The organism is Aeromonas sp. 130281 (assembly GCF_056642115.1).
The window spans coordinates 211,921-224,923 of sequence record NZ_JBWVQS010000006.1 but is presented as its reverse complement, the minus strand read 5'-3'; the positions used below and the strand labels follow the sequence as shown (position 1 = coordinate 224,923).

Annotated in this window: 11 protein-coding genes; 3 read left to right on the top strand and 8 right to left on the bottom strand. The window is 63.8% G+C overall.

The genetic code is table 11. The features are described from left to right. Positions 1-128: 128 nt before the first annotated feature. The 5 genes from kdsB to AC1IN8_RS16560 all read right to left on the bottom strand — a co-directional run bounded on the left by kdsB (position 129) and on the right by AC1IN8_RS16560 (position 6,445). Positions 129-878, bottom strand: a complete 750-nt coding sequence (gene kdsB, locus AC1IN8_RS16580) for a 3-deoxy-manno-octulosonate cytidylyltransferase (protein WP_479759716.1) — start codon at positions 876-878, stop codon at positions 129-131. Next, positions 875-1,075, bottom strand: coding sequence for a Trm112 family protein (locus AC1IN8_RS16575; RefSeq protein WP_005331987.1), 201 nt, complete (start codon positions 1,073-1,075; stop codon positions 875-877). Before AC1IN8_RS16575 ends, kdsB begins: the two co-directional genes overlap by 4 nt. Before the next feature lie 150 nt (positions 1,076-1,225). Next, positions 1,226-2,221 carry a tetraacyldisaccharide 4'-kinase gene (lpxK, locus tag AC1IN8_RS16570; protein WP_479759714.1) on the bottom strand — a complete coding sequence of 332 codons (996 nt, stop codon included), beginning with the start codon at positions 2,219-2,221 and terminating at the stop codon, positions 1,226-1,228. Then, positions 2,221-3,987 carry a lipid A ABC transporter ATP-binding protein/permease MsbA gene (gene msbA, locus AC1IN8_RS16565; RefSeq protein WP_247626543.1) on the bottom strand — a complete coding sequence of 589 codons (1,767 nt, stop codon included), beginning with the start codon at positions 3,985-3,987 and terminating at the stop codon, positions 2,221-2,223. Before msbA ends, lpxK begins: the two co-directional genes overlap by 1 nt. Positions 3,988-4,189: 202 nt before the next feature. Next, on the bottom strand, positions 4,190-6,445 hold the full coding sequence (locus AC1IN8_RS16560) for a DNA internalization-related competence protein ComEC/Rec2 (protein WP_479759759.1): 2,256 nt from the start codon (positions 6,443-6,445) through the stop codon (positions 4,190-4,192). A gap of 28 nt (positions 6,446-6,473) precedes the next feature. Between AC1IN8_RS16560 and AC1IN8_RS16555 the strand changes: the two genes are divergently transcribed. The 3 genes from AC1IN8_RS16555 (at position 6,474) to AC1IN8_RS16545 (ending at position 9,104) form a co-directional block, all read left to right on the top strand. Continuing rightward, positions 6,474-6,992 carry a DUF2062 domain-containing protein gene (locus AC1IN8_RS16555; RefSeq protein ID WP_139436941.1) on the top strand — a complete coding sequence of 173 codons (519 nt, stop codon included), beginning with the start codon at positions 6,474-6,476 and terminating at the stop codon, positions 6,990-6,992. Beyond that, the gene (locus AC1IN8_RS16550; protein WP_479759712.1) at positions 6,986-7,480 is read left to right on the top strand and encodes a DUF2062 domain-containing protein; all 495 of its coding nucleotides are present in this window, start codon (positions 6,986-6,988) and stop codon (positions 7,478-7,480) included. Before AC1IN8_RS16555 ends, AC1IN8_RS16550 begins: the two co-directional genes overlap by 7 nt. 118 nt (positions 7,481-7,598) lie before the next feature. Beyond that, positions 7,599-9,104: a helicase HerA-like domain-containing protein gene (locus AC1IN8_RS16545; protein WP_479759710.1), complete on the top strand. Its 1,506-nt coding sequence runs from the start codon at positions 7,599-7,601 to the stop codon at positions 9,102-9,104. 158 nt (positions 9,105-9,262) lie between these two features. On the opposite strand, the gene AC1IN8_RS16540 is transcribed toward AC1IN8_RS16545, so the two are convergent. From AC1IN8_RS16540 to AC1IN8_RS16530, 3 genes are all read right to left on the bottom strand, one after another. Beyond that, entirely contained in the window at positions 9,263-10,453 is a 1,191-nt protein-coding gene (locus AC1IN8_RS16540) for an amino acid aminotransferase (protein WP_319916656.1), read from the bottom strand. 145 nt (positions 10,454-10,598) lie between these two features. Beyond that, a complete protein-coding gene (locus tag AC1IN8_RS16535) occupies positions 10,599-11,540 on the bottom strand; it encodes a hypothetical protein (RefSeq protein WP_162519222.1) in 942 nt (313 codons plus the stop codon). Between the two features lie 203 nt (positions 11,541-11,743). Beyond that, positions 11,744-12,781: a porin gene (locus AC1IN8_RS16530; protein WP_139436934.1), complete on the bottom strand. Its 1,038-nt coding sequence runs from the start codon at positions 12,779-12,781 to the stop codon at positions 11,744-11,746. Positions 12,782-13,003: the final 222 nt, after the last annotated feature.

Below are 13,003 nucleotides of genomic sequence, written 5' to 3'. Positions count from 1 at the left end.
GCAAACCATGGCCGGGAAAAGTTTGAAAGTGCTCGTAAAAGCCGTTTTAAATCAAATTATTATATAAATAATCAACGAAAAAACGGCGCCTGAAGGCGCCGTATCGGTCAACTTTCGTGCCGCCAGCCTCAGTTGGCCAGCAGGGCACGCACCTTGTCCAGATCGGACTGGGTATCCACCCCGACCGGGGGAGCCTCCAGCGCCTGGGCCACGTGGATCTTCTCCCCGTACCAGAGCACCCGCAACTGCTCCAGCGCCTCGATTTGCTCCAGCGCGCTCGGCGCCCAGTCCACGTAACGCTGAATGAAGCCGGCGCGATAGGCGTAGATGCCGATGTGGCGCTGGTAGTGATCGCCAATCTGCTCGTGACTCTTGGCAAAGCGGTCCCTGTCCCAGGGGATGCTGGCGCGGCTGAAGTAGAGGGCGTAACCATCCTTGTCGGTCACAACCTTGACCGCATTGGGGTTGAATGCCTCTTCGGCGTCCTGGATCGGCACCGACAGGGTCGCCATCGGCGCCGTGGCGGCGGCCAGGTTGTCCGCCACCTGGCGGATGATGGCGGGCGGAATGAGCGGCTCGTCCCCCTGCACGTTGACGATGATGGTATCGGCGGCGAAGCCGTAGTGACGGCACACCTCGGCCAGGCGCTCGGTGCCGGACTGGTGATCCGGTGAGGTCATGCACACCTCGACGCCGGTTGCCTGCAGTGCCTGCTGCACCCGCTCATCGTCGGTGGCGACTATCACCCGATCGGCGCCAGATTGCAGGGCCTTCTCCACCACGTGCTGCACCATGGGCTTACCATGGATGTCCGCCAGCGGCTTGCCCGGCAAGCGGGTCGAGGCGTAACGGGCCGGAATGACGACGACGAAACTCATGGCTTCAGCTCTTCCAGGGGCAGATGACGCGCCCGGTTCTCCAGGAGGACGGGGATCCCCTCCTCCAGCGGATAGGCCAGTCTGTCGAAGCGGCAGATGAGCTCATGGGCGGCCTTGTCCGACTGCGGTTGATAGTGCAGCTTCCCCTTGCAAACCGGGCAGGCGATGATGTCGAGCAATTTGATATCCAGTGCCAAAACGAAACTCCTTCAACGATGTCGAGCAAGCGACGATCTCGGGCGGGCTAGGCTGCCGAGCAGTTTAATGGTCCATCGCCGGAGCCGGCACCCGGCTCCTTGCAACGGCGCCGCACGGGCTATGCCATGCAGGCGATGATCTTGCGCCATTCAGTGTGCATGGTCAGGGCCGGACGCCTGCGGCGGGGTCAACCGCTGCAGCAGGGTATCGAGCAGGGAGGCGGGCAACTCGGCGCTCACCGGCAGATACCACCAGTGCGGCGGTGCGAAGGCCCGGCACTTGACCGCATCCTTCTCCGTCATCAGCAGGGGGCGCTCGCCGAAACGGGCGAGCAGCTCATCCCGATCAAAGGCCTGATGATCCGCATAACCGACACGCTCTGCCAGCTCATAGCCGAGTCCGGCCAGGGTGGCAAAGAAGCGGGGAGGATGGCCGATACCCGCCAGTGCATCCACAGGTCCGGCAAGGGGAGCCTCGAGGGGCGCATCGTCGCACACGCGGCGCGGCGCGGCCGCCACCAGCGCCATGGGGTATTCCCCCTGGGCCGGGGTGCCGCCGTTACAGATGATGGCATCGACCCGCTTGAGGCGGGTCATGGGTTCCCGCAGCGGCCCCATGGGTAGCAGGCAGCCATTGCCGAAGCGCCGGGCCCCATCCACCACCACCAGCTCTATGTCCCGGTCCAGGGCGTAGTGCTGCAGGCCATCGTCGGTGATGACGATGTCCACCTCACCGCTTTGCTCCAGCAGACGCACCGCATCGGCGCGCCTGGGGGCCACCACCACGGGGCAGCCGCAGCGCCTTGCGATGAGCACAGGCTCATCCCCCGCCTGGGCCGTGGTGCTCTGCTTATCGAGTCGGTAAGGGTAATGGGGCGCCTTGCCGCCGTAACCCCGGCTGACCACGCCGGGGCGATAGCCACGGGCCTGGAGTTGCTCTACCAGCCAGACCACCACAGGGGTCTTGCCGTTGCCACCGACCGAGATATTGCCCACCACTATCACCGGCAGGCTGGCGCGATAGGCGCTGAACCAGCCGCGCCGGTAGGCGAAACGGCGCCCGCCGCTGACGAGGGCAAACAGCAGGGCCAAGGGGGCCAGCCACCAGCGCCAGCCACTCTTGCCGTACCAGAGACGCTCCAGCATCAGGCCGAATGACTCACGGCGCCGCCGAACTGGATGGCGCGCAGTTGGGCATAGGTGCCCTGCTGGCTCATCAGCTCGCCATGGTTGCCGCGCTCGACGATATGACCCTCGTCGATCACCAGGATCTCGTCCGCCTTCTCTATGGTGGAGAGACGGTGGGCGATCACCAGGGAGGTGCGCGCCTTGCACAGCTCGTCGATGGCCGCCTGGATGTGGCGCTCTGACTCGGTATCCAGGGCCGAGGTGGCCTCGTCCAGCAGCAGGACCGGGGAGTCCCGCAGCAGGGCGCGGGCGATGGCGATGCGCTGGCGCTGGCCACCGGACAAGGAGGCGCCATTCTCGCCGATGACGGTGTCATAGCCCTCCGGCATCTTGCGCACGAACTCGTCGGCATGGGCGATGCGGGCGGCATGCTGGATCTCTTCCCGGCTGTACTTGTCTTCTGCCGCGTAGGCGATGTTGTTGGCCACGGAGTCGTTGAACAGGTGGACGTGCTGGGAGACCAGGGCGTACTGCTTGCGCAGCTCGCTTAAGCGATATTCGCGGATGTTGACGCCGTCCAGCAGGATCTCCCCCTGCTCTATGTCATAGAAGCGGGTCAAGAGGCTGGCGATGGTGCTCTTGCCGGAGCCGGAGCGACCCACCAGGGCCACGGACTTGCCCGCCTCCACCTTGAAGCTGATGTTGTGCAGCGCCGGGGTCTCCTTGGTCGGGTAGGTGAAGGTGACGTTGCGAAACTCGATCTCCCCACGGGCCCGCTCCAGGGTGCGAGTGCCGGTGTCCTGCTCCGGGGTGGAGTCCAGCAGACCGAACAGGCTCTGGCAGGCGGTGATGCCGCGCTGGAACTGGTTGTTCACGTCGGTCAGGCTTTTCAGCGGCTTGAGCAGCATCATCATGGAGGTGACCATGACGGTGAAGGTGCCCGCGGTCAGGGTTGCCTTGACCGAGTCTATGGTCGCCACATAGAGGAAGACCGCCAGGGCGACCGAGGCCACCATCTGGACTATGGGGCTGCCGATGGCGTCGGCCGCCACCATCTTCATGGTCTGCTGGCGCATCCGGTTGCTGACCTGATAGAAGCGCTTGTCCTCCACCTGCTGGCCGCCGAACATCAGCACCTCTTTATGGCCCTTGAGCATCTGCTCGGTGGAGGTGGTGATGTCACCCACCGCCTGCTGGATGTGGCGGCTGATCTTGCGAAAACGACGGCTGATGAGGCCGATCAGTATGCCCACCACGGGGCCGACCACCAGGAAGATCACCGACAGCTGCCAGGAGTGCCAGAACATAAGCCCGAGCAGGCCGATGACGGTGGCCCCTTCCCGCACCAGAGAGACCAGGGTGGAGCTCGCGGCTGACGACACCTGACCGGCGTCATAAGTCACCTTGGAGAGCAGGTTGCCGGTATTCTGGCGGTCGAAGAAGCTCATGGGCATGGCCATCAGGTGGCTGAACACCTGCTGCTGCAGCCGCATCACCACATGGTTGCCGACCCAGGCCATGCAGTAGTTGGAGAGAAAGGCGGCGCAACCGCGCAGGGCGACGATGCCGAGCACGAAGAAGGGCATCCACTTGAGCACGCTGCTGTCGTTGCCGTTGAGGCCCTGATCGATGAGCGGCTTGATGGAGTAGACGAAGGTGGTATCCACGGCCGCATAACCCAGCATGCCGATGATGCCGCCCACCAGCCCCAGTTTGCGATCCCGGACATAACCGAGCAGGCGCTTGAAGACGGGCCAGCTCTCTTGTGAGGTTTCTTGTTGCATGAATAGCCGTTAATAAGGGAAATGACGGGGTATTCTAGCCAAAGCGCAGGATTACACCAAGCGTTGCCATCGCCTGGCCATCTTCCTCCCCCTTATTAACGGGAAATGACGGATTATTGCCCTGGCCAACGCTTGGGCATCCATCGGGCGTTGCCATGGCACAGGTCCCACCCCAAAGAGAAATAACGGCCGAGGGAGAGTCCTAGCGCCATAGCCTGGGCCGCCACCAGTGGCCATTGCGCCTGTACCAGGGGCCCTGCTCGCGCTCGGCCCGGATCTCGAGCCCGGCCTCCCCCGCCTCGATCAGGATGGCGCCATCCTGCCCCGTCACCCATTGGCGAGCCCCCTCGTATCTCGCCACCACCTCGGGGCGGGGAAACTGCCACTGGTTCCTGTCGCCGGCGCTGTGGATGACGACATCCGGGTTCACCGCCGCCACGAAGCCCGGGGTCGAGGAGGTGCGGCTGCCATGGTGAGGGCTCACCAGCACGGCGCTGGAGAGGGTGCTGAAGCGAGCGCCGGAGAAGGTGCTGGCGAGTTCTTCGCCTTCGCCCTTATCTTCCAGTGCCAGCAGGCGGCGCTCCGCCCCCTGCTCTATGTCGCCACTGAGCAGGATGCGATGCCGGCCGTCGCTTATCTGCACCACGCAACTGTCGTTGTTGCGCCCCGCCCCCGGCCGCTCGGGCCAGAGCAGCCGCACCTCCAGCCCCTGCCAGTGCCAGTTCTGACCGCGGCGACACAGGATCGTGCTGGGTGCGAAGCCGAACGAGGAGAGCTCGCGGCGCACCGGCATCGCCTGCAGCATGGCACGTCGATTGCCCGCATGATCCCTGTCCTTGTGGCTGATGATGAGGGCATCGAGCACCCGCACATCGAGCCGGCTCAGCACGGGTAATATGGCGGCCTCCGCCATGTTGTAACCGCCGGGGTAGCTATCCCCGGTGTCGTAGAGGATGCCGCGATCGCCGCGGGTGACGAGCACTGACAAGCCCTGCCCCACATCCAGCACCCGCACCTGCCAGGACGTGGGGGCAGGCCAGGCTCCCAGCAGCAGGGCGGCCCCCACCGGGAGCAGCAAGCCGCGCCCTCCCGGCAACTGCCAGGCCCCCCACAGCAGCACCAGCAGGGCGCTGACGGGCATCAGCCAGCCGGGAACCGGCCACCAGAGCTGCAGGTGGTCCGCCAGCAGGCCGAGTCCCCACAGCACCCACGTCAGCCCCAGATCGGACAACCAGAACAGACCATGAGCCAGGGCGGTGGAGAGCGGCGCCAGCAGCACACCGATGAGCGCCAGCGGAATGATGCCGAGGCAGAACAGCGGCAACGCCAGCAGATTGAGCAAGAGCGCCAGCGGGGCCATGCCCTCGAACAGCAGCAGTTGCAGGGGCAGCAACCCGAGCAGCAGCAGGCACTGCAGGCGCACCAGCCCGGGACGCACGTGCAGCAGGCTCGCCAGCAGCAGCAGGGCCACCGCCATGAAGGAGAGCCAGAAGCCGGCCGAGTAGAGGGCAAAGGGATCCCAGATCACGAGCACCACGAAGGCCCACAGCCAGATGCGGTGGCTGGGCCAGTCCCGCCTCAGCCAGCGCAGCAGGCTCCACACCAGCACCATGATGAGGGCCCGCTCGGTCGCCACCGCAAATCCCGCCAGCCAGCTGTAGACGGCGGCAAACAACAGGGAGACCAGAATGGCCCCCCGCAATCCCAGCAGCCGCCCCAGCCACCAGCCGAGTACCGCCACCAGGGCGATATGCTGGCCGGAGATGGCGATGATGTGGGTCAGGCCGCTGCCGCGAAACAGATCCCACTGGGCATCCGTGATGCCCCCCTGCTCCCCGAAGCTGAGGGCCGCCAGCAAGGGGGCCTGCTCCAGCCCCTGCCAGGCGGTGCTGGCGGCGGCCAGCCAGCGCTCCCGCATCCCGGGGGCCGCCCCCTGGACCTTGATGAGACTGCGCAGGTTGCCGGTCGCCGTGATCCCCTTGCCAAGCAGCAGGCGCCGCCCATCCATGCCCGCCTCATTGGCCAGCCCGTGGGCGGGCTTGAGGGAAGTCACCAGGGTGATGCGGCTACCGGCGGGCAAGTGCGGCAGTGCCTGGTAGGCATTGATCCTGACGAGGGGAGCCACCCCGAGGGGCCGCTCGTCCAGCGTCTCGACCCGCAGTAGCAGGCGGGCAAATTTATCTCGTGGTTTATCGCCTGAGGACTCCGTACTTTGCACCCGTGCGGTTATGATGTGGCTGGTCTGTGTCTCCAGCTTGTCCAGCCAGGCCAGCCGATACTGCAGGTTCAGCTGCATCCAGAGCACCCCGAGCACCAGAAACAAGAGCCGCCAGTGGCGGCCATGGGCGAGCAGGATCGCCAGGGCCAGCAGTGCGCCGCCCCATGCAGTAGAGGGTAACCAGGGCCAGAGCAGTGAGGAGCTTGCCCCCAGGGCAAACGACAACAGACGCAGATCCATGGAGCAAGTATTTAGCAAGGTTTCAAACATGCCCAAACGACTCATAAAACGCTGGCTGCCCGATCAGGACAAGCTCAAGGAACACAAGCACTTGCGGCTGTTCGGCAAGCTGCTGCTCGATGCCAACCTCTGGCACCTCAACCGCCGCTCCGCCGCCGGAGCCTTCGCGGTCGGCCTCTTCATGGCCTGGATCCCCCTCCCCTGCCAGATGCTGCTGGCGGCCGGTGGCGCCATCCTCTTTCGGGTCAATCTGCCCCTCTCGGTCGCCCTGGTCTGGCTCTCCAACCCCTTCACCATGCCGCCGCTGTTCTATGGCGCCTACCTGGTGGGCTGCCAGCTGCTGGGGCACCCCGCCCAGCACATCGAGATCCAGTTCACCTGGGCATGGCTGGTCTCGGTATTTGAGACCCTGGCCCCGCCGCTGCTGCTGGGCTCCCTGGTGCTCGCACTCTTGAGTTCACTGATGGGTTACACCTTCATCCGCACCTTCTGGCGCATCAATACGGTGCGTCAGTGGCAGAAGCGCAAGGAGGCGCGGGCATGCTGAGCCGCTGGCTGGCCCGTTTCAAGATAGACCCGGACACCCTGCGCCAGCAGAAGTGGTTCGCCCTCTTTGGTGAGCGCCTGCTGACCCCCGCCCTCTGGCAGGGCGGCACCCGGGCACTCAGCGGCGCCGTGGCGGCCGGCATCTTCGCCAGCTGGATCCCCATCCCCATGCACTCCCTCGTCGCCGTCGCGCTGGCGCTGGCATTCAGCCTCAACCTGCCGCTGGCCCTGCTGGCGGTCTGGTTCAACAACCCGCTGACGTTGCCCTTCATGTACCTCTATGCCTACCGCACCGGCTGCCTGGTGCTGCACCAGACGCCGGAGCCCTTCCACCTCACCTGGTCATTGCACTGGCTGGAGCATGAGGCGGCGACCCTGGTGCCCCCCTTCCTGCTCGGCAGCCTGCTGCTGGCGCTGCTGACCGCCGCCACCGGGGCCCTGCTCACCCTCATGCTGCTGCAGCTGGGCAGGCTGACTCGCTCCCGCTGAGCCCCTCTTCGGCCTCGCCATAGGGCGCAATTCGCGCCGCCTTGCCATCGTTTGGCTCTGCCACCACACTCCTTGTAGCCCTCAGCTTGCCGCTACCTGCAAAGACAAGGAGTTCACCATGGCCCAACCCCTGACGCTGGCCTATGCCAATGGCCAACCCATCTCCCTGCTGCCCGCCATGGCCAACCGCCACGGCCTCATCACAGGCGCCACCGGGACCGGCAAGACAGTCACCCTGCAGGTGCTGGCAGAGGGGTTCTCCCGCCTCGGGGTGCCGGTCTTTCTGGCGGATGTGAAGGGGGATCTCAGCGGCCTTGGCGCCGCCGGCACCCCGTCGACCAAGCTGGATGCCCGGCTGGCCCAGCTCGGCATCCCGGCCCCCGCCTTCGCCCCCAGCCCGACCCTGTTCTGGGACCTGTTTGCGGAGCAGGGGCACCCGGTGCGGGCCACCGTCTCCGACATGGGGCCCCTGCTGCTGGCCCGTCTGCTCGGCCTCAACGACACCCAGAGCGGGGTGCTGGAGCTGGTGTTCAAGGTGGCGGACGACGAGGGGCTGTTGCTGCTCGATCTGAAAGACTTGCGCGCCATGGTGCAGTTTGCCGGAGACAACGCCAAGACCCTCACCACCCGCTATGGCAATGTGTCCACTGCCTCCATCGGCGCCATACTGCGCAACCTGCTCACCCTGGAGAGCGCGGGAGGGGACCACTTCTTCGGCGAGCCCATGCTGGACATCCAGGATCTGCTGCAGACCGACGGGGCTGGCCACGGCCACATCAATGTGCTGGCGGCCGGCAAGCTCACCCAATCCAACCGCCTCTATGCCTGCTTCCTGCTCTGGCTGCTCTCCGAGCTGTTCGAGCAGTTGCCGGAGGTGGGGGATCCCGATAAACCCGTGCTGGTCTTCTTCTTCGACGAGGCACATCTCTTGTTCAACGATGCCCCCAAGGCGCTGCTGGAGAAGATAGAGCTGGTGGTGCGCCTCATCCGCTCCAAGGGGGTCGGCGTCTACTTCGTGACCCAGAGCCCGGCCGACATTCCCGACAGCGTGCTGGGGCAGCTCGGCAACCGGGTGCAGCACGCCCTGCGCGCCTTTACCCCGAGCGATCAGAAGGCGGTGCGCATCGCCGCCAACACCCTGCGCGCCAACCCGGCCTTCGACGCGGCCGGCGTCATCACCGAGCTCGGGGTGGGCGAAGCCTTGGTCTCTCTGCTCGATGAGAAGGGGCGCCCCTGCGTGGTGGAGCGCGCCTTCATCGCCCCGCCCGCCAGTCGCATCGGTCCCCTGAACGACGCCGAGCGGCAGGCCCTGATCCAGGGGTCAGTGCTTCACGGCAGATACGAGACCCGCGAGGATCGCGAATCCGCCTTCGAGCGGCTCAATGGCGGGGCACCGGCCGCCTCAGATGATGCCCCCCCATCCCCGTCGGAGCAGGGCGGCGGATTGCTCGACGCCCTCAACGGCATCCTGTTCGGGCGCACAGGCCCGCGCGGTGGCCAACATGACGGCGTGGTGCAGACCGCCGCCAAGAGCGTGGCCCGCACCCTGGGCAACGAGGTGGGTCGCCAGCTGGTACGGGGGGTGCTGGGCTCTCTGCTGGGGGGCAGCAAACGGCGCCGCTGATACCGAAAAACAGGCATGAAAAAGCCCGCCAGGGGACGCCTGGCGGGCTTTTTACTGAGCGGATGCCGATGGTTGTGTTTACAGCACCTTGGTGATGGCATCGCACAGGGGATCTATATTGACGCGGGTGACTCCCGCATAGAACCTCTTCGCCTCAGTTACAGCACCTTGGCGATGGCGTCGCACAGGGGATCTATGTTGGCGCGGGTGATCCCGGCCACGCTGATCCGGCCGGAGCCGACGATGTAGATGGCAAACTCGCTCTTGAGGCGCTCCACCTGATCCTTGGAGAGACCGGAGAAGGAGAACATGCCGTTCTGCTCGCGGATGAAGCTGAAGTCCTGGCTCACGCCGAGGGCGCCGAGTTTCTCCACCAGCAGCTCGCGCATCTCGCGAATGCGCACCCGCATGGCCGCCACCTCTTCCACCCACTCTGCATAGAGGGCCGGATCGCTGACGATGGTGGTCACCACGGCGGCGCCGTGTGACGGCGGGTTGGAGTAGTTGGCACGGATGACGGTCTTGACCTGGGTGAAGGCCACATCGGCAATCGCCTTGGTCGCGCTCACCAGGGTGAAGGCGCCGACCCGCTCGTTGTAGAGGCCGAAGTTCTTGGAGAAGGAGCTCGCCACCAGCAGCTCGTCGTGGCACTCGGCGAAGATGCGCAGCCCCTCGGCATCCTCTTCGATACCACGGGCAAAGCCCTGATAGGCGAAGTCAAACAGCGGCAGCCAGCCGGCGGCGGCGCTCTGTTTGGCTAGGGCACGCCACTGATCCGCGGTGGGGTCAATGCCGGTCGGGTTGTGGCAGCAGCCGTGCAGCAGCACCAGATCGCCGGCCTGCGCTTCGGAAAGCGACGCCTGCATGGCGGCAAAGTCGAGACCCTTGGTCGCCGCATCGTAGTACTTGTACCACTTGACGGTGAGGCCGGCGGCCTGGAACACGCTGACGTGGTTGGCCCAGGTGGGATCGGAGATCCAGATGGTCTTGGCCAGACCGTTGCGCACCACGAACTCGGCGGCGATACGCAGGGCCCCTGTACCACCCGGCGCCTGGGCTGTCTTGGCGCGGCCGCTGGCGACCAGGGCAGAGTCCTGCCCGAACAGCAGTTGCTGCACTATGCGGCCATATTCGATATTGCCTTCAATACCGAGGTAGTTCTTGGTCTTCTCGTCGGTGAGCAGCTTCTGCTCGGCTTTCTTGACGCAATGAAGGATAGGAGTGGCACCGGTCTCATCCTTGTAGATCCCGACCCCCAGATTGATCTTGTGGCTGCGAGAGTCGGCACGGAAGGCTTCGGTCAGGCCCAGGATCGGATCCGCTGGGGCGGCAACAACCTTTTCAAACATGGTATTCCCTGTATTCCGTTGAGTTCGTTGGCTGGCAAAGTAGGTTGGCAAACAAAAGCGCCCCTTTGGCGAGCGCTCCGTCAACTCTTTATACCACTGCCTTCCATAGGGGAAAACCGCTTTCTCAAGGGGGATGACGGCCTCGTCAGCCGATGGCATGCCAGCCCGATGCCAGGGCACATACTTCGGCCGACAGGCCACGGTTGGACTCCACCAGATCGCTGCACAAGGCCCGCAATGGACGGGGGATCCGGCTCGGCTCCCAGGGACGAGCATCCTGCAGAGGGGCGGCATAGGCCTCCTTGATGGGGGCCAGCTCCCGGGGCAGCCACCAGCTGGCCGGGCGCCCCAGCCGCTGGGCCAATACCAGGACCCTGTCGACACCGGCCGGGTCCAATGCTGTGAGGTGGCTCCAGAGGGTCTGGGGAGGCAAGGCGGCAATCAGGGGTTGCAGGGCACCGGGATCCTGGGCGGGCAGCCAGACCAGCAAGGCATCATCCGGGAGACTCAGCTCGGCGAAGACGCCAACGGAATCTGTGCTGATCACCCGCTGGATCTCCCCCTCCCCCCACAGGATCTTGCCAAGACCCGCCAGGGTGCGGGCGGGTAGCGCCACCTCTCCCAGGGTGCGCAACCAGGGGGCCGCATCGAGCAGGGTGCCACCGCTGAAGAACAGGCTGAACGGGCGGGCGGCCCGCAGCCGCAGCGGCAGATCGCTGCACAGCCGTATCCCCTTGTCTTCGAAGTTGATCTGCTCAACCGGACTGAAGCTCGCCTCCCCCTTGCGATAGAGCGCCGCCAGCACCCGTTCGTTGACCCGCTCCCCCAGTTGCCAACCCTGAGCATGGAGCCACTCCTCGGGCTCGGGGGGGGCACAGGCCAGCTCGGCCAGCATCAGCTCACGGGTGAGATAGCGCCGTCCAGCCGGGGTCAGCTCATAGCGGTGATTGCCAAGGGGAAGCAGCAACTGATTGTCCCTGAGCATGCCGATGAGGGGCTGCCATTGGCGACCGCGGATAACCTGGGGCGCCTCGTCCAGCAATTGCTGAGCCAGCGCTCGCCACTCGGGGTGACTGAAATCGATCACACGCATCCTTCCCTGTCGGCTGACCATCTTTCAACGAATTGAATAATCTAGCGATTTACGACCAAGGAGCCAAGGGCGGAAAAGAGACAACGTGACCTGGCGCAGGGCCAAACGGCGGGGAACTGAAAGAGGTGAAAGACAGATAAAACAAAACGGCCAAGCAAGCTTGGCCGTTTATCAACTAAATCCGTACTAAGACTGGATTAGAAGTTGTATTGCAGGGCAACAGTGACTTCGTCATCCTTGTCGTTGATACCCTGGATCTTGTACTCGGTGTAAGCCTTGAACTTGGAAGTAAAGTTGTACTGAACACCCAGCAGGGTTTCGTCAACGATGTCTTCGTAGGAAGAACCGGCAGAGTTGGACAGAACCTTGCCTTCGGCAAAGTTGTAGCCAGCCAGGAAGGTCCAGGCGTCTACGTTGTAGGAAGCAGCCAGCTCGTAGCCACGACCCTTGTCCTTGTTGCTACCTTGGGTGGTGTTGTCGTAGCTCAGGTCACCCTGGGTGTACATACCAGCGAAGTAGAAACCGTTGATGGCGTAGTGTGCGCCCAGGGCCCACTCTTTCTTGTCGCCAGAAGCGCTGGAAGCGGTGCTTTCCAGGTCGGAGTAAGCGTAACCAGCGTTCAGGCCCAGACCGAAGTCGAAGTCATAGCCGGCTGCAGCGGCGTAACCGTAGTTACGTTTAGCGTTCGGACCATAAACCTCGGTCTCTTTGATGCCTTGACCGATGTCAGTAACCTTGACGGCTTTGTCATCGTTGGTCTGATAGGACAGTTTGCCCTTGAAGCCACCGTAGGTGTTGGAGTAGATGATCTGGCCTTCTTGACGACCGTCGTAGAAGTTACCTACGTCACCCCATTCGTTGAAGATATCGGTCGGCTCCAGCACGTCGTAGAACGCGGTGTCGGTCTGGCCGAAGATGATCTTGCCGTACTGGGTGCCATCGAAACCAACGTAGATGTGACGGGAGTCAAACTTGTTGGCAGAGTTTTCGGCAGAGACTTGCCACTCGGTCTTGGCGATACCGGACCAGGTGTTGTTCAGCGCAACTTTACCGGACCAGCCCAGACGGGAAGAACCGACCAGCTCAGCGTCGGTGTCGTCGTGCTCACCGTACATGTTGGCCTGAACACGGCCGTAGATATCAAAGGAGGTGCCGTCTTTGTCATAAACGACTGCGGCGTTAGCGGCAGATGCGAACAGAGCCGGGATAGCAATAGCCAGAATTGTCTTTTTCATAGTTGTTTCCAATGCCTACTGTAATTAAACACTAAGTCCTTGTTATTCCCTGTGTTAGCGATGTTCTTTGCATCACTATGCCGCCGAGACTATCACCGGGTTTTACGATCCGCAACGAAAAAACTTGGAACTTTTTGAGAAAACCATAGTCATAGGGAAAAAATTGTGAGCTGAATCCCATATTGTTTGCCCTCCCAGGGAAAACGTTTACAGCGATACTTG